This is a genomic window from Bacillus sp. FSL R5-0654 (assembly GCF_038008745.1).
Taxonomy (GTDB): Bacteria; Bacillota; Bacilli; order Bacillales; family Bacillaceae; genus Bacillus; species Bacillus safensis.
In genome coordinates this window covers 3,390,709-3,411,957 of sequence record NZ_JBBOZV010000001.1, presented here as the reverse complement: position 1 = coordinate 3,411,957, position 21,249 = coordinate 3,390,709, and the positions used below count along the sequence as shown (strand labels likewise).

Genomic DNA, 21,249 nt, shown 5'->3' with positions numbered 1-21,249 from the left:
CGCTTGCGTTTTGTCATAAGCAGGCATAAAATGACTAACTGTAGTGTAAAGCATTTAAACGAAAAGTTCGATTTCTTGTCATAATTTTTTTGATTAAGGATTTTTCTCCTTAATCGTTCTTTGGATTAATAGTTCACTTTATTTATATTTTAGAAAGAGGGTAGTTTTTGATGAACAACGTGAAGAAAACAAAAGAAGGGTACCTCGAAACCACTTTGACAGGTAAAGATGTATTATCGATTCCAACGTTGAACAAAGGCGTTGCTTTCTCTGAAGAAGAAAGACAAGAGCTTGGACTAGAAGGCTTACTTCCTCCAACGGTTCTAACTTTAGAACAGCAAGCGGAAAGAGCGTACAAGCAGTTTCTAGCTCAGCCGGATCGTCTTCGTCAAAACGTATACTTAAGTGATTTGCAAAACCGTAACGAAGTATTGTTCTACAAGCTTCTAACAGAAAAGCTTCGTGAAATGCTTCCAGTTGTGTACACACCAACTGTTGGTGAAGCGATTCAAGAATACAGCCATGAATACAGAAGACCTCATGGTGTCTATCTTTCAATCGACGACATTGACGGAATCGAGAAAGCATTTGAAAACTTGCACGCAACTGCTGGAGATATTGACCTCATCGTTGCAACTGACTCTGAGAGTATTCTTGGAATTGGTGACTGGGGTGTTGGTGGTATCAACATCGCAATCGGTAAATTAGCTGTTTACACGGCTGCAGCAGGTATTGATCCTAGCCGCGTGATTCCAGTTGTATTAGATGTTGGAACAAACAATGAAAAATTATTGAATGATCCATTATACATTGGGAACCATCATAAACGTGTACAAGGTGAAAAATACGAAGAATTCATTGATGCTTATGTGAAAGCAGCACTTAAATTCTTCCCGAAAGCATTACTTCACTGGGAAGACCTTGGAAACAAAAATGCGCGTAACATCATGAAAAAATACAACGATAACATCTTAACGTTCAACGATGATATTCAAGGTACTGGTGCCATTACTTTAGCGGGTGTTCTTGCAGCTGTCAAGAAAACTGGTACTCAATTGAAAGATCACCGTGTTGTCATCTTCGGAGCTGGATCAGCTGGTATTGGAATCGCAGATCAAATGCGTGACACAATGGTTCTTGAAGGTCTAACAGAAGAAGAAGCAAACAATGCATTCTGGACATTAGACTACAGAGGATTGCTAACAGATCAATTTGAAGATGAAGTGCTTGATTTCCAAAAACCATACCTGCGTACTTCTGATGAAGTAGAAGGTTGGGCACGCGATGAAAAAGGGCAAATCTCATTTGCTGAAACTGTTCGCAGGGTGAAGCCGACCATCCTTATCGGTACATCAGGTCAAGGCGGCGCATTCACTGAAGAAATCATTAAAGAAATGGCAGCTCATACAGAGCGTCCAGTGATCATGCCAATGTCTAACCCAACACCGCTTGCTGAAGCTGTGCCAGAGGATCTATTCAAATGGACTGACGGCCGTGCGCTTGTTGCAACAGGAAGCCCGTTCGAAAACGTTGAGTATAACGGAATTGAACATGAAATCGGACAATCAAACAATGCGTTCGTTTTCCCTGGACTTGGTCTTGGTTCAATCGTAACAGAATCAAAAATCATCACAAAAGGCATGTTCGTTGCTTCTGCGAATGCAATTGCTGAAATGGTTGATCATGAGAAACCAGGTGCTGGTCTTCTTCCAAGTATTGATAAATTGCAAGAAGTGTCAATTCATGTAGCTGTTGAAGTAGCGAAAGCAGCAATTGAAGATGGTGTCGCAAGAAAAACGCCTGACAACATCGAACAAGCTGTGAAAGACGCAATGTGGATTCCTGAATATAAAAAAATTGTAAGAGCATAATAAAATGTGTAACGCGGCATTGCTTCGGGTAATCTAAGCAATGCCGCAATAAATAAGAAACATGTAAAGGATTTAAGGAGGAAGAGTAAGATGGACTTTTTAAATATTTTGATCCTCCTAGCACCGATTTTTTTCGTTATCGCGCTGGGTTGGTTCGCAGGGAACTTCGGCAGCTATGACGCTAAATCTGCAAAAGGTGTAAGTACACTTGTTACAAAGTATGCTTTACCAGCGCACTTTATCGCCAGTATTCTGTCAACACCAAAAGATAAATTCTATAGTCAAATTCCATTTTTCGTTGCATTGATTTTCGGAATCGTTGGTTTTTATATCATTATCCTTTTAGTTACGAAATTTGCTTTTAAATATGATTTAACAGATTCTTCTGTTTTCTCGTTAAACTCAGCACAACCGACCTTTGCATTTATGGGGATTCCGGTCTTGGGCAGTTTATTTGGGGCTCAAGAGGTTGCAATTCCGATTGCGATTACCGGAATAGTTGTAAATGCATTGCTTGATCCAATTGCTATTATTGTGTCAACTGTCGGTGAAAAAACAAAAGGAAAAGCCAAAGAAGGCGAAAGCTTCCTAAAAATGACGACAAAAGCAATTTTGCACGGTTTATCAGAGCCGCTTGCACTTGCACCGTTAGCCAGTATCATTCTTGTTCTTTTAGGATTTAAACTTCCTGCAATCGGACATGAAATGTTAGAGGAAATTGGCAGCGTCACATCAGGGGTTGCGTTATTCGCAGTCGGTGTCACTGTTGGTATCCGCAAAATTAAATTAAGCTTGCCAGCCTTCAGTATTGCATTGCTAAAAGTAGCTGTACAACCATTACTTATGTATTTTATTGCTGTTCTTATGGGTCTTTCGGCTGATGAAATTACAAAAGCTGTATTACTTGTAGCCTTCCCAGGTTCAGCTGTTGCAGCAATGATCGCAACACGATTTGAAAAACAAGAGGCGGAAACTGCATCCGCATTTGTGATCAGTGCCATCATGTCACTCATCACATTACCGATCATTATTGCACTTACCGTATAATATAGTAGAAAGGCTGCCAAACGAGGCAGCCTTTCTTAGCGAAATGAATGAAACAGAGGGAAGAGTACACGCTTTTTTTTGATGTCGGGGTGTGCGGTTTCCTTTTTTTCTTCTACTTGTGACGGTTGTTTCAAGGCTGCGGCGAGGCGGTCAAATTTTGTGGATAAGTCTTCAATTTCTCTGCGGTGCTGAAGCAGCTGATACGATACACCTTCATCTGCCTTTTTAGCCAATTTCCGTTCAAGTTCTTGCAGGCGGTCTTCTACATCAGTGACGTGTAATTGCTGCTGAATAAGCTCTTTCACTTGCTTTTCTAATGCTTCAATCCGCTGTATGGAGACATCAGTTTCGGCAGCAGGTGCTGATTGACGAACGGTTTCCTTATGGATTGGCAGTTGAATGTCTTGGAGGATCACACCTTCACTCATTTGGTGTTTGACCTCTTTGAGCAGCTGTACGATATCTTCATGAAATTCATAATGTCCAAGTTCATTCCGGGCGACAGGGATGTTGAGCTGTTTGACCCAACGCTGAATCGTCTTTGAAGAAACACCAATTTCCTTTGCAACCTCATTTGTATTCAAACCAAATGCCCTCCCTTTTTTCAATTACAAGTACCATTCTCTTTTAAGAGTTCCTGTTCCTTCACGTTAGACAAAACAAGTAACCAATCGCCAAAGATCGTGTTTTCTAGCGAAAAATTGCAGAAAATCAATTGTTTTGGAAATTTTTTTGACTGTCATACCCCGCTATACTATAATTAGACTGTTACGCACAAAACAGAGGTGAAGACCATGTTAGACCGTTTAAAATCAATTGAAGAACGCTATGAAAAGCTAAATGAATATTTAAGTGACCCTGAAGTGGTGAACGACCCTAAGAAGCTTCGTGAATATTCGAAAGAACAATCCGATATTCAAGAAACTGTTGAGGTATATAGACAATATCGTGCGGCATACGATCAGCTGAATGATGCAAAAGCAATGCTCGAAGAGAAGCTGGATGCCGAGATGCGCGACATGGTCAAAGAAGAAATTTCAGAGCTCACAGAAGAAACGGAACGTTTAGAAGACGAGCTGAAAATCTTGCTGATCCCGAAAGATCCGAATGACGATAAGAACGTTATTGTGGAGGTTCGTGGTGCAGCGGGTGGAGAAGAAGCTGCTCTTTTTGCAGGAAACCTTTACCGTATGTACAGCCGTTATGCTGAAATGCAAGGCTGGAAAACGGAAGTGATGGAAGCGAGTGTCACTGGCACAGGCGGTTATAAAGAAATCATCTTTATGATCAGCGGGAAAGGCGCATACTCCAAACTAAAGTTTGAAAATGGTGCACACCGCGTGCAGCGTGTTCCAGAAACAGAATCAGGCGGACGGATCCATACATCTACTGCGACAGTCGCTGTATTACCTGAGGCTGAGGAAGTTGAAATTGATATCCATGAAAAAGATATCCGTGTGGATACATTTGCATCAAGCGGACCTGGCGGACAAAGTGTCAATACGACCATGTCTGCTGTTCGATTAACTCACCTTCCAACAGGTGTTGTTGTGTCCTGTCAGGATGAGAAATCACAAATTAAAAACAAAGAAAAAGCCATGAAAGTACTTCGTGCGAGAATTTATGATAAATTCCAGCGTGAAGCACAGGCTGAATATGATCAAACACGTAAATCTGCGGTTGGAACAGGGGATCGTTCAGAGCGTATCCGTACGTACAACTTCCCGCAAAACCGTGTAACAGACCACCGCATCGGATTGACGATTCAAAAGCTTGATCAAATTTTAGAAGGAAAACTTGACGAGGTCATTGATGCACTAATTATGGAAGACCAAGCAAGAAAGCTTCAAGATGCAAAATAAAGAGCGAACAATCTTCGAAGCCCTTAAATGGGCTTCTTCTTTGTTAACGGAAGCTGGCAGAGACCAAAATGCAGCAGAGCTTCTTTTGATGCATGTGCTCGGCTGGAGCAGAAGTGAGCTTCTTGCACGATTTCATGATGCGCTGCCTGAGGAGCAAGATCAACTGTTCAGCAAATTTGTGACACAGCATAAGTCGGGTGTTCCTGTTCAGCATTTAACGGGTATTGAATTCTTTTACGGACGTCCTTTCGAGGTGAACAAGCATGTTCTTATTCCTCGTCCTGAAACGGAAGAAGTTGTTCTGGCGGCGCTCAATTTGGTAGGTGACGTTTTCCCGCCTGATCAGCCGCTCAAAGCAGTTGACGTTGGCACAGGAAGCGGAGCCATTGCGATTACGCTGGCTCTTGAAAAAAAATCACTATCTGTCACAGCAACTGATATCTCACAAGAAGCGCTTGCGGTAGCAAAACGGAATCAACAAGCGCTCGGTGCAGACGTTCATTTTTTACATGGAGATTTGCTTGAACCGGTTATAGCTCAAGGCATTAAAGTAGATGTATTTATTTCCAATCCACCTTATATTGCGGCGGAAGAAATGGACAGTCTGTCTGAGGTTGTGACGAAGCATGAGCCGGTGAATGCGCTGACGGACGGACGTGATGGCTTGTGGTTTTATCAGCGTCTCGTTCATGATCTTCCCAGCGTGCTGAGTGATCAGGCAGTTGTTGTCTTTGAAATTGGACATACGCAAGGTCAAGATGTCACAGCGCTACTTGAGCAGGTATTTCCTAAAGCGGATGTCTGTATCGTCAAAGATATTAACGGAAAAGATCGAGCTGTTTGCGCACACATTCAAAACGGAAAGTCCGGCTGAAGAAAGCCGGACTATTTTATTATGTAAAGATGAAACTTATGGTAAAAGAGAAACGTATATATAGAAGAATGAACATTCTGATCATGATTTTTTACATAAATTTGTTTTGAAGGAGCGAATGGTGTGAACAAAAGGTATGCGATGGTGTTGGTCATCGTCAGTGTACTATTGATTGTGAGTGCTTGTGGTAAACCGAGCTTTAAAAAAGAGGCAGCAGCATTTGGAGAAAGCTATAAAAAAGCACAATACACAGTGAATCGAACGGATGACCTATCTGACATGAAAGAGAAGCTGAAGGTTTATTTAACCGAACATGAATATCAAGAATATACACAAGACAGCATGTTCCCGAGCATATTAGAAGCGGCGAAGGATCAAGATTGTCAAATTAAGCTGAAGAAAATTATGTTTACGCCTTCAGATGAAAGCGATGACAGAATTGAATTTAACTATGAAATGGTGATCCAATTTATCGATCAAAAAGGGAAAGTCAAAAAAGAAATCGAGAAAAAAGGAGCCATGACTGTCATCAAAACAGAATCTGGTTTAAAAATCAGCCGAGATTGGGATGGGAGACTATACCCTTCTGACTACCAATCCTCACTCAAAAGTCGTTCTTAATGAGAACGGCTTTTTTGTTTTGACTCATAATCTATTAAAAAATTCATATTGACTGTTTATGAAATGAGTTTCCTGGACACAATGTTTGTAGCGAAGAGAAAAAGTGGGGGGAACACACAATGTTGAAAAGTAAAACGATGATTTGTCTTTATATGTTTCTATTATTATGCGGTGCTTTTGCAAACCTTGGCAGAGAGGAGACAGCGGCTGCTTCTGCAAATCAGCCTGTTGTTATACCAGATGAAGCGATTCGATTACGCATTTTAGCAAATAGTGATCGTTCAGCTGATCAGGATGTGAAAAGAAGTATTCGTGACGAGGTCAATGCGAATATGACGGAGTGGGTCAAAGACCTCACATCCATTGAAGAAGCAAGACGTGTCATTCGATCAAAGCTGCCAGAAATCAATCGTATTGCTAAAGCGAAATTGAAGGAACAGCACATAGATCAATCCGTATCGGTCAGTTTTCAAAAAGCTTCATTTCCAACAAAGCTCTATGGAAATTTCGTCTACCCTGCTGGGAAATATGAAGCCATTTTAATTACGCTTGGAGAAGGAGACGGTGCCAACTGGTGGTGTGTGTTATTTCCGCCGCTCTGCTTTATCGATTTTTCAAACGGAGAAGCCATCGCCTCACCAGAAGGGGATGATGATAAACAAGTGACAGCGCAGCAAACGAAAGAGTCTGTTAATGAAGTGGTGAAAGAAGAGGAAGAAGAGACAGGTGAAGTGAAGTTCTTTTTGTTCGAATGGGTCTCTAGTCTTTTCTCTTAAAAAAGGTATAAATCGGTTTTTGCCTCATAGAGTTGAAGTAAGAGATCAAAAAGAGGTGAAAGCATGTATTATCAATTAAGAATAGCTACAGAAGAAGATGTCCCGGCGATCAATGCTTTTCTTGAAAAGGGACAAGCAAAAGGCGGAGTAACGCTTGCAGAGCGAACGGCATTTGTAGTGATGGAAGATGCGGATGGTCAGCTGGCAGGCTGCTTAGGTCTTGAACAGCTCAATGAACAAGAGGGATTGCTGCGGTCTCTTGTCATATCAGATAAGCTCGGTCAGGGACACATTGTCTCTTTGTTCCAAAGTGTTCAAACGCTCGGTGAAAAAATGGGTGTGGATACTTTTTATGTCGTCGCAAACCATTCCTCTTCCCATGATTTTTTGGCATTAATGGGCTTTACGCCTTTAAAGGAAATTCCAGAAAGCATGTGGAGCTCCGCGCATGCAAAAGAGACATTGGGGAAAGAACAGGCTGTGGTCCTGCAAAAAAAAGGCAGTTAATCACAAAATGATGGACTTATACACATACTTATCCACTACAAAACAAGCGTTATCCACAAATTGTGGACAACGCTTGTTTTATTGATCATCATCTTTTATACTTTCAAAAGGATAATTGAGATATATCAACAGTTTTATCTTTTTTAAAAGGAGTTTGTATGATGTTAAATACAAAAAGGTGGTCTGTGGATTTAGAAAAGGATTTATCCACATACTATCCACAAATTAAACAGGCGGCCGATCTGCTGCAGCAAAATGAAGTGGTTGCTTTCCCGACAGAGACCGTTTACGGACTCGGGGCAAATGCGAAAGAGACAGAAGCCGTGATGAAAATTTATGAAGCGAAAGGGCGTCCGAGTGATAATCCGTTGATTGTTCACATTGCGGAGGTTCAGCAGCTTCACGAATTTGCACAAATAGAAAGCGAAAAAGCGAAGGCGCTGATGGATGCCTTTTGGCCGGGCGCCTTAACCATTGTTCTTCCGTGTAAACCGGGCACTTTATCAAAGCAGGTTACAGCAGGTTTATCCACAGTAGGTGTGAGAATGCCTGACCATCCCATTGCGCTTGAGCTCATCCGAGCAGCGGGTCTGCCAATTGCTGCACCAAGTGCCAATCGTTCGGGAAAACCTTCACCAACACAAGCTGACCATGTAGCCAGTGATCTCGAAGGAAGAATCGCTGGGATTGTGGATGGCGGTTCAACAGGTATTGGCGTTGAGTCAACGGTTGTATCCTGTATCGGTGAGACCCCAGTGATTTTAAGACCAGGCGGGATTACAAAAGAAGCATTAGAAGAGGTAGTCGGAACGGTGAGTGTGGACCCAGGGCTGACAAAAAAGGACGAAGCGCCTGTATCGCCGGGAATGAAATACACACATTATGCACCTGAAGCCAAGATGTATATCTTTCATGGAAGTGATGAAGACATGCAGTGTCACATTCAGAAATACAGAGCTGAAGGGCTAAAAGTCGGAGTGCTGACAACAGAAGAAAAGAAATCGCTGTTTGCGGCAGATGTTGTGTACAGCTGTGGATGGAGAGAAAAACCTGAAACGGTTGCTGCAAACCTTTATCGTGTATTGAGACAATTTGATGAAACAGATGTAGACTTGATCATTTCAGAAGCCTTTTCAGAGCAGGGAGTTGGTTCTGCCATTATGAACCGTCTGCAAAAAGCCGCAGGAGGGCGTACACTCCCTTCGTTCCAATAGTTCTAACCTTTCTTGGACAAACATAGGTTAAAGAAGAATGTGTGTCCAAGGGGGATTTACATGAACGAACTAGCTGGCGAATTGCTGACACTCAGCATCATGGCTTTTGCACTTGGGATGGATGCTTTTTCGGTTGGACTTGGTATGGGGATGATTCAGCTGAGGTTCCGCCAGATCATTTATATTGGACTTGTCATTGGGATATTTCATATGTTTATGCCGCTTTTTGGCATGCTGACAGGTCAGCTCTTATCTGGATGGCTCGGTCTTCTTGCCACCTATATCGGCGGGGCGCTGCTTTTGGTGCTGGGACTGCAAATGATCGTTGCTTCTATCCGCAAAGAGGATAAGCCCTTTATCGCACCTGTTGGGGCTGGTCTCGTTCTTTTTGCGACAAGTGTAAGCCTAGACAGCTTCTCCGTAGGTTTAAGTCTCGGGATTTATGGTTCCCAGGTGTGGATGACTATATTATTGTTTGGTTTTTTTAGTATGCTCCTCACATGGCTCGGATTATTACTCGGTAAACAGGTTCGGTCATGGGTTGGTTCATATAGCGGTGCGCTTGGCGGAATCATTTTACTAGCCTTTGGTATCAAATTATTATTTCCGCTCTAGCCAGTCTCCTTACATAACATGTAGAATGAAATGCTATATAATAGAAGAAAAGGAGGGCGAAAGATGAAAATCTTATTTGTTTGTACGGGAAATACATGCAGAAGTCCAATGGCTCAAGCCCTTTTTGCTTCCATTGCAGATGAAAAAGGTTTAGAGGTCACTGTAAAATCAGCGGGCATTTTTGCCTCCGATGAAGGGAAGGCTTCTCCTCAAGCGATCGAAGCATTATTTGAGAAAAGCATTCCGCTGAATCACTCATCATCAAAATTGACAGAGGATCTTCTGCGCGAAGCTCATTACGTCTTCACGATGACGATGCAGCATAAACAGTTGATTGCAGAGCAATATGCGCATGCAAAAGGCAAGGTCTTCACTTTAAAGGAATTTGCGACAGGAACAGAAGGCGATGTATCCGATCCGTTTGGAGGAAGTCTTTCTGTTTATCAGGAAACTCGAGATGAACTAGAAGCCTTGCTGTATCAGCTCGCTGAGAAGCTGAAAAAAGATCATCATAATAGATAACCTGTAAAACCGTTGCCTCAACGGTTTTTCTGCTATTGTTTGCAAATCACTAGGCAGAGGTTAAAATATAACTGTGAATAAAGAATGAATGTAAGACATAACAGATCAACTCACCCTTAGGAGGAATTGCCCGATGAAAGTAGCCATTGCATCCGATCACGGCGGAACGAATATTCGTGAAGAAATCAAACAACTGATGGATGAATTGAAGATTGAATACATTGATATGGGTTGTGAATGCGGATCAGGTTCTGTAGACTACCCAGATTATGCTTTCCCTGTAGCCAATATGGTGGCAAACGGAGAAGTCGACCGCGGCATTTTAATTTGTGGGACAGGCATCGGCATGAGCATCTCAGCAAATAAAGTAAAAGGAATTCGCTGTGCATTGGCTCATGATACATTTAGTGCGAAAGCAACGAGAGAACATAATGATACGAACGTTCTTGCAATGGGAGAGCGAGTGATTGGACCAGGATTAGCACGTGAGATTGCGCACATTTGGCTGACGACAGAGTTTACAGCAGGACGCCATGCTGTGCGGATTGGCAAAATTGCTGATTACGAAGAAAAGCACCTATAAGGAGCGCTTAACATGAACATTGGTCAAGATTGGCTTGAAATGTTAAAAGAGTTTCATCAAACAGTTGAATTGCGTGCCGGGCACATCTTAGTCATTGGCTGCAGTACGTCAGAAGTGGCTGGTGAGCATATTGGTACTGCAGGAAGTGAGCAAATTGCTGCCTCTATCTATCAAGAATTGAATCAGTTAAGACGAGAGACCGGGATTGAACTCGCCTTTCAATGCTGTGAACATCTAAATCGTGCCCTTGTTGTTGAAGAAGAAGTGGCTTTCCGTTTTAACCTGGAGATCGTAGCTGCAGTACCTGTCCGTAAAGCGGGTGGTTCGATGGCGGCTCATGCATATCAGCAAATGGAACATCCTGTATTGGTCGAATGCATTGAGGCACATGCTGGAATTGATATCGGCGATACGTTAATTGGGATGCACTTAAAGAGAGTCGCTGTACCTGTCCGCCTCAGTCGTCATCGATTAGGACATGCACATGTGACTTTTGCGAAAACGCGTCCGAAGCTGATTGGCGGAGAACGAGCCGTTTATACAAGATCATAGCTTCGATATATTTCTAATATAATGTTGAATGATGAAGACGCTTTACCACTTGAATATTCGGGTTTTCATAAAAAAGAAGTCGATTTTCCAAAAAAAACTTTTACATTTTACTCAAAAACCGTGTACAATGAGATGGTGAAAACATCGAATGGAAATAGATTGGAGAGGATTTCGCTGATGAAACATTTACCTGAGCAAGACGCACAAGTATTCAAAGCAATTCAACTAGAGCGGAAACGCCAGCAGGACAAAATCGAATTAATTGCATCAGAAAACTTCGTAAGCGAAGCAGTCATGGAAGCACAGGGCTCTGTATTAACAAACAAATACGCTGAGGGCTATCCTGGTAAACGCTACTATGGCGGCTGTGAACATGTAGACGTTGTGGAAGATATCGCACGTGACCGCGCAAAAGAAATTTTTGGCGCTGAGTATGTGAACGTACAGCCTCACTCAGGTGCTCAAGCGAACATGGCCGTATACTTTACAATTCTTGAGCATGGCGATACAGTACTTGGCATGAACTTATCACATGGCGGGCATTTAACACATGGAAGCCCTGTAAACTTTAGTGGTGTACAGTACAACTTTGTAGAATATGGTGTAGATAAAGAAACTCAGCATATCGACTATCAAGATGTACTTGAAAAAGCACGTGAACATAAGCCGAAACTCATCGTTGCGGGTGCAAGTGCATACCCACGCCAAATTGATTTCAAAAAGTTCCGTGAGATTGCTGATGAAGTCGGTGCTTACTTTATGGTCGACATGGCTCACATTGCTGGTCTTGTTGCAGCAGGTCTTCATCCAAATCCAGTTCCTTACGCAGATTTTGTGACAACAACAACTCACAAAACATTACGCGGACCTCGCGGCGGAATGATCCTATGCCGTGAAGAGTTTGGTAAAAAGATCGACAAATCGATCTTCCCTGGTATTCAAGGTGGACCACTGATGCATGTCATCTCTGCAAAAGCTGTTTCTTTCGGTGAAGTATTGAACGGAGATTTCAAAACATATGCACAAAACGTCATTAATAATGCAAAACAACTAGCTGAAACACTTTTATCTGAAGATATTCAGCTTGTATCTGGCGGAACAGATAACCATCTTGTTCTCATCGACTTGCGTTCTCTTGGCATCACAGGAAAAATTGCAGAAAACGTTCTTGATGAAATCGGTATTACAGTGAACAAAAATGCAATTCCTTATGATCCAGAGAAACCATTTGTCACAAGTGGTGTACGTGTAGGTACAGCAGCAGTAACAAGCCGCGGTTTTGATCAAGAAGCGATGAAAGAAGTCGGTTCCATTATTGCACTTGCGCTAAAACATCATGAAGATGAAGCGAAATTAGAAGAGGCGAAAAAGCGTGTATCTGATCTTACGGCCCGTTTCCCTCTATATAACGAATTAGATTATTAAAAAACAGACCCATTTGCCTATTTTTGGCATGTGGGTTTTTTTTGTAGGATTTGCGAATCATATTGAAAGATGATGTCTTTTTATGTAGAATTGTAGGAAGTGTGCAAAGTTCACCGGAAGATGACAGAAAAGGAGTTGTAGCAAGCAATGGCAAAGGTTTATGTATTTGATCACCCGCTTATTCAGCACAAACTTACATATATTCGTGACGTTCATACAGGAACTAAAGAATTTAGAGAGCTAGTGGATGAAGTCGCAACATTAATGGCATTTGAAATCACAAGAGACTTACCGCTTGAAGAGGTAGATGTAGAAACACCTGTACAAGTAGCGAAATCAAACGTGATCTCAGGGAAGAAACTCGGGGTTGTGCCAATTTTAAGAGCAGGTCTTGGAATGGTAGACGGGATTTTGAAACTCATTCCAGCTGCTAAAGTGGGACATGTCGGTTTATACCGCGATCCGAAAACATTAAAGCCTGTTGAATATTATGTGAAGCTTCCATCAGATGTGGAAGAACGTGAATTTATCGTAGTAGACCCAATGCTTGCAACTGGCGGTTCAGCAGTCGAAGCGTTAAACAGCTTGAAAAAACGCGGTGCGAAAAACATTCGCTTTATGTGTCTGATTGCTGCCCCTGAAGGTGTAGAAGAAATGCAAAAGCATCATCCAGATGTTGATATCTACATTGCAGCATTAGATGAGAAACTAAACGAAAAAGGTTACATCATCCCAGGTCTTGGTGATGCTGGTGACCGTATGTACGGAACGAAATAAGAAAGTCTTAATAAAAGCCCACATGCAAACGTGCATGTGGGCTTTTTGAAATATATGACAAAGGATTGATACCGTTCTTAGAAAAATCAATGTATACTGAACATTGGCTGTTTTTTTCAATGAATGTCACATCTCTCCTAAAGTTTGATGAAATTGTGAACATTTTGTGTGCTCTATCACTATAGAAAAGTTTTTTAACTTTCAACCGATTGACACATCATAGACGCTATTGTATGCTAAACGAGGGTATTATGGTAAGGTTTTCATAGCCTATAGCACTCTACTAATCCTCATTGTGAACCCTTTAATAATCAGGGTTTGTATCAACGAATGAAGCAGCATCCCATAGATCTAAAGATTTCAAGTCTGATTGTGCAATTAGACCGATGGGTGATTGATTTTTTTCGAATAGGACGGCTTATCATCAGCGTCTTCTACGCAGTTTTCATCACCATTTATCACCTTTTTTACAATACTTTTCATCGGGAGTCAGATGAATGAACGATCCAAACGCGATTTTCCGCAGACAGAGTAAATACATGTTCTATCTATTGGCAATTTTTGTGTTTGGCTATGCCATGCCTGGTTTTAAACCATTGTTTCTTGGTTTCATTATCGGCACAATTTTTGCTTTCTTTAATTTATTCCTACTTATACGGAGAATGCACGCTTTTGATCGAGCGGTTAAAAAAGGAAAATCCATTCGTTCAATGGGAAGTACAGCCAGGTGGGCCAACGCGATTCTCGCAGTAGCGATTGCTTGGCGTTACCCTAATGAAGTTCATCTGGCAGGTGTTGTTATAGGATTAATGACAATATATCCTGTCATTATGATAGATTCCTTCATTCAACTTAAACGTTCTACTATGGAAGAGAGGTGAATACTCTTTGGGTCACAGTTCAAAAACTACAGAATTTTTAGGGTTAACGTTCAACTTATCCAATGTTCTCATGATTACGATTGCTAGTATCATCGTTCTTCTCATAGCGGTGCTGACTACTCGTGTTCTGTCTATTCGTCCGACTAAGGCGCAGAACTTCATGGAATGGATCGTTGATTTTGTTCGAAATATCATAGGTAGTTCGATGGACATGAAAACAGGAGCCCCATTTCTAGCGCTTGGCGTTACATTACTCATGTACATATTTGTTTCAAACATGCTTGGACTGCCGTTCTCGATTACGGTCGATCACAACTTGTGGTGGAAATCACCAACTGCTGATCCTGCAATCACAATGACACTAGCAATTATGGTCATGGGACTTACACACTTCTACGGTGTCAAGGCAAAAGGAGTCAAGGAATATACGAAAGACTTCTTCAAGCCAATCCCATATTTAGTGCCGCTGAAAATCATTGAAGAATTTGCAAACACGCTAACACTTGGTTTGCGTCTTTACGGAAATATTTTCGCTGGAGAGATTCTTCTTGGGTTACTTGCAGGACTTGCGACCAATTTCTACACGCAAAATATTGCGCTTGGTATCGTTGGTACATTAGGTGCCATCGTGCCGATGATTGTATGGCAGGCATTCAGTTTGTTTGTCGGAACAATCCAGGCATTTATCTTCACCATGCTGACAATGGTGTACATTTCCCATAAAGTCAGCGACGAACACTAAAAAATTGAGAGTCCAAAAAGGACGTTATTTTAAAGGAGGAGCTTTTTAATGAATTTAATAGCAGCAGCAATTGCAATCGGTTTAGGAGCACTAGGAGCAGGTATTGGTAACGGTCTAATCGTATCTAAAACAGTTGAAGGAATCGCTCGTCAGCCAGAAGCTGGTAGAGAACTAAGAACACTTATGTTCATCGGGGTCGCTTTAGTTGAGGCACTTCCAATTATCGCTGTCGTTATCGCATTCTTGGCATTCTTTGGTTAATATGTGAGAAGCGTTCTAATATGAATTTTAATGGCGAAGATCAGATTAGTTCGAAACTTCGCCATTCCTTTATGTTTTGTTTCTTAACATATTATTTAAAGAAGGGAGTTGCCGTACTAAATGTCTCAGTTACCAGTGGTTTTAGGAGCAGGGGGCTTAAGTTTCAACGCCGGTGATATGTTATTCCAGCTTATCGCTATGCTCATTTTGCTTGCACTTTTAAAGAAATTTGCGCTTAAACCTTTATTAGGTATTATGAAGCAGCGTGAAGATTATATAGGAAATGAAATTTCAAGTGCTGAACAAAAGCACGTTCAAGCTGAAAAGCTTCTTGAAGAACAACGTGTCTTATTGAAAGAAGCACGCGAAGAATCACATACACTCATCGAAAATGCGAAAAAGATTGGTGAGAAACAAAAAGAAGAGATCATTCAAGCAGCACGTCAAGAATCAGAGCGCTTGAAAGAGTCTGCTAGAACTGAAATCGTGAAAGAAAAAGAACAAGCTGTGGCTGCACTGCGTGAGCAGGTTGCATCACTATCTGTGCTGATTGCATCTAAAGTGATTGAAAAAGAACTTGATGAGCAGGCACAAGAGAAATTGATTCAAGAGTACCTTAAAGAGGCAGGCGAAAGCCGATGAGCGTAACTATTGTCTCTAAGCGTTACGCTTCTGCTCTTTTTGACATCGTTCTTGCTTCTTCGGCAGTAGACGAAACTGAAAAAGAGCTGAATGAGATCAAAAAAGTTCTAAAGGCTGATCAAGAGCTAAATGACTTCCTTGTTCATCCAAAGATTACGGCAGACAAAAAGAAACAGTTGATTGCCGAAGCTTTCAAAGGTGTTTCTACTTATGTATTGCACACAATGTATTTACTGATTGACCGCGGACGCACGAATATTTTCTCTGAAATGACGTCTGAGTTTGTGAAACTTGCAAACCGCACGAAACAAATAGACGATGCGGTCGTGTATTCAGTGAAACCGCTGAGCGGTGCTGAAATTCAATCTTTATCTGAAGTATTTGCCAAAAAAGCCGGAGTCACATCACTGCGTGTTGAAAATGTGATTGACAAGGATCTAATAGGCGGAGTGAAAATCCGTATCGGAAACCGCATTTATGACGGCAGTGTCAGCGGAAAGCTTTCCCGCATTGAACGTCAGCTTGCAGGCGAAAATCGTTAGAAGGGGTGAAACCTTAGTGAGTATCAAAGCTGAAGAGATTAGCGCGCTGATAAAGCAGCAAATCCAAAACTATCAATCAGAAATTGAAGTAAAAGATGTCGGTACAGTCATTCAAGTAGGGGACGGTATCGCGCGTGTACATGGCCTTGACAACATTATGGCAGGAGAGCTGGTTGAGTTCTCTAACGGTGTAATGGGTATGGCTCAAAACCTTGAGGAGTCTAACGTAGGTATCGTTATTTTAGGACCTTACAAAGATATCCGCGAAGGTGACGACGTAAAACGTACAGGTCGTATCATGGAGGTTCCAGTAGGTGAAGAGTTAATCGGACGTATTGTGAACCCGCTTGGTCAGCCTGTTGATGGACTAGGTCCAATCTTAACAAGCAAAACACGTCCAATCGAAAGTGAAGCACCTGGCGTTATGGATCGTAAATCTGTACATGAGCCGCTTCAAACAGGAATTAAAGCAATTGATGCCTTGATTCCAATCGGCCGCGGACAGCGTGAATTGATCATTGGTGACCGTCAAACAGGTAAAACATCTGTTGCAATCGATACGATTCTAAACCAAAAAGATCAAGACATGATCTGTATTTATGTAGCTATCGGACAAAAAGAATCTACGGTTCGTGGTGTTGTTGAAACACTTCGTAAGCATGGTGCGCTTGACTACACAATCGTTGTCACAGCTTCTGCATCACAGCCAGCTCCACTTCTTTACCTTGCTCCTTATGCAGGTGTAACGATGGGTGAGGAATTCATGTATAACGGCAAGCACGTACTTGTTGTCTATGATGACCTTTCTAAACAAGCGGCAGCTTACCGTGAGCTTTCATTATTGCTTCGTCGTCCTCCAGGTCGTGAGGCATTCCCTGGTGATGTTTTCTATCTTCACTCTCGTTTATTAGAACGTGCAGCGAAGCTTAGTGACGAAAAGGGTGGCGGTTCTATCACAGCATTGCCTTTCGTAGAAACGCAGGCTGGCGATATCTCTGCATATATCCCAACAAACGTTATTTCCATCACAGATGGACAGATTTTCTTACAATCTGACCTCTTCTTCTCAGGCGTACGTCCAGCGGTAAACGCAGGATTGTCTGTATCCCGTGTAGGTGGTTCTGCACAAATCAAAGCGATGAAAAAGGTAGCAGGTACACTTCGTTTGGATCTTGCTTCTTATCGTGAGCTTGAAGCATTCGCTCAGTTTGGATCTGATCTAGATCAAGCCACTCAAGCGAAATTAAACCGTGGTGCAAGAACAGTTGAAGTCTTAAAACAAGACTTGAACAAACCGCTTAAAGTTGAAAAACAGGTAGCGATTCTTTACGCACTAACAAGAGGATACTTAGACGATGTAGCCATTGCTGATGTTAAACGTTTTGAAGCTGAGTTATTCTTGTACATTGAAGAAAACCATAAAGGCTTGTTTGACACAATCTCTCAAACAGGAAATATGCCTGCTGATGAAGAGTGGAAGACAGCAATCGAAGGCTTTAAACGTACGTTTGCACCAAGCAACTAATTAGTAATCTTTCCGAGAGAAAAAGATTCTCTTTTTCTCTCTTTTCACGTAAATGAACACGGATTCCTGAAAAAAGGTGGTGAAATCTTTGGCCTCATTACGCGATATAAAGTCAAGGATCACGTCAACGAAAAAATCGAGTCAGATCACAAAAGCGATGCAAATGGTATCAGCTGCGAAACTGAATCGTGCTGAAAACAATGCGAAGTCTTTTGTTCCTTACATGGAGAAAATCCAGGAAGTGGTTGCTGCAATCGCAACTGGAACAAGTGCTAAGCACCCAATGCTTCTTTCAAGACCTGTCAAAAAAACAGGGTATCTCGTTATTACATCTGATCGAGGGCTTGCAGGACCTTTTAACAGCTCGATTTTGCGTGCCGCTTACCAAACCATTCAATCTCGTCATCAATCCGCTGATGAATATGCGGTGATTGTCATTGGTAAAATCGGACGCGACTTCTTCAAAAAGCGTGGTATTCCAGTTATTTCTGAAGTAACAGGGCTTGGAGACGAAGTAGCGTTTGCTGATATTAAAGAATTAGCAAGCAGTACAGTTCAAATGTTCTCTGATGAAGCGTTTGACGAACTTTACATGTTCTACAACCACTTTGTCAGTGCGATTTCACAAGAAGTAACAGAGAAGAAATTATTGCCGCTAACGGACCTTTCGGCCGCAGCGACACCAAATAAACGTTCCGCATCTTATGAGTTTGAGCCTTCTGAAGAAGAAATTCTTGAAGTTCTCCTTCCTCAATATGCAGAGAGTTTGATTTTCGGTGCGCTTCTTGACAGCAAAGCAAGTGAACATGCTGCAAGAATGACAGCAATGAAGAGTGCGACAGACAACGCAAAAGAATTGATCGACAGCCTGACACTCTCTTACAACCGTGCTCGTCAAGCAGCGATTACACAAGAGATTACAGAAATTGTCGGCGGAGCAGCTGCCTTAGAATAGAAATAATTGTCAGGAGGGAATGCAATGAAAACAGGACGCATCAGTCAGATCATGGGACCAGTCGTAGACGTTCGTTTTGAAGACGGTCACTTGCCTGAGATTTATAATGCGATCAAAGTTTCGCATAAAGCGGAAAGCGAAAGTGAAGTTGATATCGACTTAACTTTAGAAGTAGCACTACATTTAGGTGACGATACAGTGAGAACCATCGCAATGGCATCAACAGACGGTGTGAAGCGCGGTATGGAAGCTGTAGACCTTGGAAAACCAATTTCAGTACCAGTTGGTAACGTAACACTTGGACGTGTATTCAACGTACTGGGAGATAACATTGACTTAGATGAGCCACTTGGTGTGGAAGCTCAAAGAGATCCAATCCACAGACAAGCGCCTTCTTTTGATCAACTTTCTACAGAAGTTGAAATTCTTGAAACAGGTATCAAAGTTGTTGACCTGCTTGCTCCTTACATCAAAGGTGGAAAGATCGGTCTATTCGGTGGAGCTGGTGTAGGTAAAACCGTTCTGATTCAAGAATTGATCAACAACATCGCACAAGAACACGGCGGTATTTCTGTATTCGCGGGTGTTGGAGAGCGTACACGTGAAGGAAACGACCTTTACTACGAAATGAAAGATTCTGGCGTTATCGAAAAAACAGCCATGGTCTTCGGTCAAATGAACGAGCCGCCAGGTGCACGTATGCGTGTTGCCCTAACTGGTTTGACAATGGCAGAGCATTTCCGTGATGAACAAGGTCAAGACGTATTGTTCTTCATCGATAATATCTATCGCTTTACACAAGCAGGTTCTGAAGTATCAGCCCTTCTTGGACGTATGCCTTCAGCGGTAGGTTATCAGCCGACACTTGCAACAGAAATGGGTCAGCTGCAAGAACGTATCACGTCTACAAACGTAGGATCGGTTACATCGATTCAAGCGATCTATGTACCTGCGGATGACTATACAGATCCAGCTCCAGCAACTACGTTCGCTCACCTTGATGCAACGACAAACCTTGAGCGTAAGCTGACTGAAATGGGTATTTACCCAGCAGTTGATCCTCTTGCTTCAACATCTCGTGCACTTGCACCTGAGATTGTTGGTGAAGAGCATTATGCGATTGCGCGTGAAGTGCAGCAAACATTGCAGCGTTATAAAGAGCTTCAAGATATTATTGCCATTTTAGGTATGGATGAATTATCTGAGGACGATAAGCTTGTGGTACACAGAGCGCGTCGTATTCAATTCTTCCTATCTCAAAACTTCCACGTAGCAGAGCAGTTCACTGGCCAAAAGGGTTCTTATGTGCCATTGAAAGAAACTGTTAAAGGCTTCAAGGAAATCTTGTCTGGTAAATACGATCACCTTCCAGAAGATGCATTCCGCCTAGTTGGACGCATTGAAGAAGTGATTGAAAAAGCCAAAGAGATGGGTGTAGAGGCCTAATCTGGTCCTTAGGAGGGTAAAAGCATGAAGACCGTTCAAGTCAATATCGTTACTCCCGACGGCCCAGTGTATCAAGCGGATGTGGAAATGGTCAGTGTAAGAGCAGAAAGCGGTGAGCTTGGTATTTTAGCTGGCCACGTTCCAATGGTTGCTCCGCTAAAAATCGGTGCAGTTCGCTTAAAACATAGTGGATCAACTGAATTGGTTGCAGTAAGTGGCGGATTTGTTGAAGTCCGCCCTGAACAAGTAACGATTCTGGCTCAGGCCGCTGAAACATCAGACAAAGTTGATGTCGATCGTGCTAAATCAGCGAAACAGCGTGCTGAAGAGCATTTGAACCACCCGAATGAAAGTGATGTACGCCGGGCGGAACTCGCATTAAAACGGGCGTTAAACCGTTTAAATGTAGCAGGGAAATAAAACAGAAAATCCTTCTTATCACAGTGATAAGAAGGATTTTTTTAGGATGACATGAGAGATTGGTACATCGACACATAAGGATGAGATGCTTGCTTTTCTAGATATAAGTGCTCGCAAAATTGCGTACTACAATGCCATGTTTTATTGTTTCTGCGTAAGCCAAGCGTATATTTATGCGGAGAATCCATATAAGGCCGCACCACCCAGTCAGCATCTGAATGATGACGGATGACAACCTCTCCTATATACACACTCATCATCGCTTCTAATGCATCTATTGGCATTTTCCACTCAGCGAACAGCTGCTTGGACAATGCATCAAAGTATAGTGATTCTAACTGATACAGGCTTTCCTCAGAGTAATCCAAAGAAATGTTATGAAAATGACACAATTGTGCTAATTCTTCTAGCTGTGTCTGTCTATAATCAAAGTAGAAAGCAATGGCCTCCCATTCATGATCAAATGAGGGAACCAATTCTCCGTACAAATCAACAAAGTCAGGAAAAGAATCTTTCAATGTGTTCAGCTCCTTCCACACGCAGTATATCATCTCCTTGGCATCAGGATAAGAGGGGATTTACACTAAAT

General features: G+C 42.2%; 25 protein-coding genes. 23 read left to right on the top strand and 2 right to left on the bottom strand.

The annotated features are described in order from the left end of the window. Positions 1-170: 170 nt before the first annotated feature. A complete protein-coding gene (gene malS / locus NSS76_RS17440; RefSeq protein WP_024423744.1) occupies positions 171-1,871 on the top strand; it encodes an oxaloacetate-decarboxylating malate dehydrogenase in 1,701 nt (566 codons plus the stop codon). Positions 1,872-1,961: 90 nt separating this feature from the next. Then, a complete protein-coding gene (locus NSS76_RS17435; protein ID WP_024423743.1) occupies positions 1,962-2,918 on the top strand; it encodes an AEC family transporter in 957 nt (318 codons plus the stop codon). A gap of 35 nt (positions 2,919-2,953) precedes the next feature. Here the strand turns inward: NSS76_RS17435 and racA are convergent, their stop codons facing one another. Continuing rightward, positions 2,954-3,502, bottom strand: a complete 549-nt coding sequence (gene racA / locus NSS76_RS17430) for a chromosome-anchoring protein RacA (protein WP_073207730.1) — start codon at positions 3,500-3,502, stop codon at positions 2,954-2,956. Between the two features lie 210 nt (positions 3,503-3,712). On the opposite strand from racA, the gene prfA reads away from it, so the two are divergent. From prfA to NSS76_RS17325, 21 genes are all read left to right on the top strand, one after another. Further along, on the top strand, positions 3,713-4,780 hold the full coding sequence (prfA, locus tag NSS76_RS17425; RefSeq protein ID WP_024423741.1) for a peptide chain release factor 1: 1,068 nt from the start codon (positions 3,713-3,715) through the stop codon (positions 4,778-4,780). After that, positions 4,770-5,654 (top strand): peptide chain release factor N(5)-glutamine methyltransferase, encoded by an 885-nt coding sequence (gene prmC, locus NSS76_RS17420; RefSeq protein WP_073207727.1) that lies wholly within the window; start codon positions 4,770-4,772, stop codon positions 5,652-5,654. The genes prfA and prmC overlap by 11 nt, the downstream gene beginning before the upstream one ends. Positions 5,655-5,795: 141 nt before the next feature. Continuing rightward, entirely contained in the window at positions 5,796-6,275 is a 480-nt protein-coding gene (locus NSS76_RS17415; protein WP_024423739.1) for a hypothetical protein, read from the top strand. Positions 6,276-6,397: 122 nt separating this feature from the next. Further along, a complete protein-coding gene (gene spoIIR / locus NSS76_RS17410; RefSeq protein ID WP_024423738.1) occupies positions 6,398-7,051 on the top strand; it encodes a stage II sporulation protein R in 654 nt (217 codons plus the stop codon). 63 nt (positions 7,052-7,114) lie between these two features. Beyond that, positions 7,115-7,558 carry a GNAT family N-acetyltransferase gene (locus NSS76_RS17405; protein WP_270126821.1) on the top strand — a complete coding sequence of 148 codons (444 nt, stop codon included), beginning with the start codon at positions 7,115-7,117 and terminating at the stop codon, positions 7,556-7,558. A gap of 161 nt (positions 7,559-7,719) precedes the next feature. Beyond that, on the top strand, positions 7,720-8,772 hold the full coding sequence (locus NSS76_RS17400; protein WP_341082514.1) for an L-threonylcarbamoyladenylate synthase: 1,053 nt from the start codon (positions 7,720-7,722) through the stop codon (positions 8,770-8,772). A gap of 60 nt (positions 8,773-8,832) precedes the next feature. Then, positions 8,833-9,387, top strand: coding sequence for a manganese efflux pump MntP (locus NSS76_RS17395; protein WP_024423735.1), 555 nt, complete (start codon positions 8,833-8,835; stop codon positions 9,385-9,387). 63 nt (positions 9,388-9,450) lie between these two features. Further along, positions 9,451-9,909: a low molecular weight protein arginine phosphatase gene (locus NSS76_RS17390; protein WP_024423734.1), complete on the top strand. Its 459-nt coding sequence runs from the start codon at positions 9,451-9,453 to the stop codon at positions 9,907-9,909. Between the two features lie 133 nt (positions 9,910-10,042). After that, positions 10,043-10,492 carry a ribose 5-phosphate isomerase B gene (gene rpiB / locus NSS76_RS17385; RefSeq protein WP_003214714.1) on the top strand — a complete coding sequence of 150 codons (450 nt, stop codon included), beginning with the start codon at positions 10,043-10,045 and terminating at the stop codon, positions 10,490-10,492. 12 nt (positions 10,493-10,504) lie between these two features. Next, positions 10,505-11,044 carry a TIGR01440 family protein gene (locus tag NSS76_RS17380; RefSeq protein ID WP_341082513.1) on the top strand — a complete coding sequence of 180 codons (540 nt, stop codon included), beginning with the start codon at positions 10,505-10,507 and terminating at the stop codon, positions 11,042-11,044. Between the two features lie 177 nt (positions 11,045-11,221). Then, on the top strand, positions 11,222-12,469 hold the full coding sequence (glyA, locus tag NSS76_RS17375; RefSeq protein WP_024423732.1) for a serine hydroxymethyltransferase: 1,248 nt from the start codon (positions 11,222-11,224) through the stop codon (positions 12,467-12,469). A 147-nt stretch (positions 12,470-12,616) separates the two neighbouring features. Further along, positions 12,617-13,246 carry a uracil phosphoribosyltransferase gene (gene upp / locus NSS76_RS17370; RefSeq protein ID WP_003214553.1) on the top strand — a complete coding sequence of 210 codons (630 nt, stop codon included), beginning with the start codon at positions 12,617-12,619 and terminating at the stop codon, positions 13,244-13,246. Positions 13,247-13,743: 497 nt separating this feature from the next. Further along, the gene (locus tag NSS76_RS17365; RefSeq protein WP_024423731.1) at positions 13,744-14,127 is read left to right on the top strand and encodes an ATP synthase subunit I; all 384 of its coding nucleotides are present in this window, start codon (positions 13,744-13,746) and stop codon (positions 14,125-14,127) included. A 7-nt stretch (positions 14,128-14,134) separates the two neighbouring features. Continuing rightward, a complete protein-coding gene (gene atpB, locus NSS76_RS17360) occupies positions 14,135-14,869 on the top strand; it encodes a F0F1 ATP synthase subunit A (protein WP_024423730.1) in 735 nt (244 codons plus the stop codon). Between the two features lie 48 nt (positions 14,870-14,917). After that, entirely contained in the window at positions 14,918-15,130 is a 213-nt protein-coding gene (gene atpE / locus NSS76_RS17355; protein ID WP_003214968.1) for a F0F1 ATP synthase subunit C, read from the top strand. 120 nt (positions 15,131-15,250) lie between these two features. Next, positions 15,251-15,772: a F0F1 ATP synthase subunit B gene (atpF, locus tag NSS76_RS17350; protein WP_008354935.1), complete on the top strand. Its 522-nt coding sequence runs from the start codon at positions 15,251-15,253 to the stop codon at positions 15,770-15,772. Then, on the top strand, positions 15,769-16,314 hold the full coding sequence (locus NSS76_RS17345) for a F0F1 ATP synthase subunit delta (protein WP_024426340.1): 546 nt from the start codon (positions 15,769-15,771) through the stop codon (positions 16,312-16,314). Before atpF ends, NSS76_RS17345 begins: the two co-directional genes overlap by 4 nt. A 16-nt stretch (positions 16,315-16,330) precedes the next feature. Beyond that, positions 16,331-17,839: a F0F1 ATP synthase subunit alpha gene (gene atpA / locus NSS76_RS17340; RefSeq protein ID WP_024423728.1), complete on the top strand. Its 1,509-nt coding sequence runs from the start codon at positions 16,331-16,333 to the stop codon at positions 17,837-17,839. 88 nt (positions 17,840-17,927) lie between these two features. Then, on the top strand, positions 17,928-18,794 hold the full coding sequence (locus NSS76_RS17335) for a F0F1 ATP synthase subunit gamma (RefSeq protein WP_024423727.1): 867 nt from the start codon (positions 17,928-17,930) through the stop codon (positions 18,792-18,794). A 24-nt stretch (positions 18,795-18,818) separates the two neighbouring features. Beyond that, complete coding sequence (gene atpD, locus NSS76_RS17330) at positions 18,819-20,240, top strand: F0F1 ATP synthase subunit beta (protein WP_024423726.1); 1,422 nt, start codon at positions 18,819-18,821, stop codon at positions 20,238-20,240. A gap of 24 nt (positions 20,241-20,264) precedes the next feature. Further along, positions 20,265-20,660: a F0F1 ATP synthase subunit epsilon gene (locus tag NSS76_RS17325; protein WP_003214592.1), complete on the top strand. Its 396-nt coding sequence runs from the start codon at positions 20,265-20,267 to the stop codon at positions 20,658-20,660. Positions 20,661-20,701: 41 nt separating this feature from the next. Here the strand turns inward: NSS76_RS17325 and NSS76_RS17320 are convergent, their stop codons facing one another. Continuing rightward, positions 20,702-21,178 (bottom strand): hypothetical protein, encoded by a 477-nt coding sequence (locus NSS76_RS17320; protein ID WP_151039767.1) that lies wholly within the window; start codon positions 21,176-21,178, stop codon positions 20,702-20,704. Positions 21,179-21,249: the final 71 nt, after the last annotated feature.

Coding starts and splice junctions, on each gene's coding strand:
- malS (WP_024423744.1), top strand. CDS start 171: ATGAACAACGTGAAGAAAACAAAAGAAGGGTACCTCGAAACCACTTTG.
- NSS76_RS17435 (WP_024423743.1), top strand. CDS start 1,962: ATGGACTTTTTAAATATTTTGATCCTCCTAGCACCGATTTTTTTCGTT.
- prfA (WP_024423741.1), top strand. CDS start 3,713: ATGTTAGACCGTTTAAAATCAATTGAAGAACGCTATGAAAAGCTAAAT.
- prmC (WP_073207727.1), top strand. CDS start 4,770: ATGCAAAATAAAGAGCGAACAATCTTCGAAGCCCTTAAATGGGCTTCT.
- NSS76_RS17415 (WP_024423739.1), top strand. CDS start 5,796: ATGGTGTTGGTCATCGTCAGTGTACTATTGATTGTGAGTGCTTGTGGT.
- NSS76_RS17405 (WP_270126821.1), top strand. CDS start 7,115: ATGTATTATCAATTAAGAATAGCTACAGAAGAAGATGTCCCGGCGATC.
- NSS76_RS17400 (WP_341082514.1), top strand. CDS start 7,720: ATGTTAAATACAAAAAGGTGGTCTGTGGATTTAGAAAAGGATTTATCC.
- NSS76_RS17395 (WP_024423735.1), top strand. CDS start 8,833: ATGAACGAACTAGCTGGCGAATTGCTGACACTCAGCATCATGGCTTTT.
- NSS76_RS17390 (WP_024423734.1), top strand. CDS start 9,451: ATGAAAATCTTATTTGTTTGTACGGGAAATACATGCAGAAGTCCAATG.
- rpiB (WP_003214714.1), top strand. CDS start 10,043: ATGAAAGTAGCCATTGCATCCGATCACGGCGGAACGAATATTCGTGAA.
- NSS76_RS17380 (WP_341082513.1), top strand. CDS start 10,505: ATGAACATTGGTCAAGATTGGCTTGAAATGTTAAAAGAGTTTCATCAA.
- glyA (WP_024423732.1), top strand. CDS start 11,222: ATGAAACATTTACCTGAGCAAGACGCACAAGTATTCAAAGCAATTCAA.
- upp (WP_003214553.1), top strand. CDS start 12,617: ATGGCAAAGGTTTATGTATTTGATCACCCGCTTATTCAGCACAAACTT.
- NSS76_RS17365 (WP_024423731.1), top strand. CDS start 13,744: ATGAACGATCCAAACGCGATTTTCCGCAGACAGAGTAAATACATGTTC.
- atpE (WP_003214968.1), top strand. CDS start 14,918: ATGAATTTAATAGCAGCAGCAATTGCAATCGGTTTAGGAGCACTAGGA.
- atpF (WP_008354935.1), top strand. CDS start 15,251: ATGTCTCAGTTACCAGTGGTTTTAGGAGCAGGGGGCTTAAGTTTCAAC.
- NSS76_RS17345 (WP_024426340.1), top strand. CDS start 15,769: ATGAGCGTAACTATTGTCTCTAAGCGTTACGCTTCTGCTCTTTTTGAC.
- atpD (WP_024423726.1), top strand. CDS start 18,819: ATGAAAACAGGACGCATCAGTCAGATCATGGGACCAGTCGTAGACGTT.
- NSS76_RS17325 (WP_003214592.1), top strand. CDS start 20,265: ATGAAGACCGTTCAAGTCAATATCGTTACTCCCGACGGCCCAGTGTAT.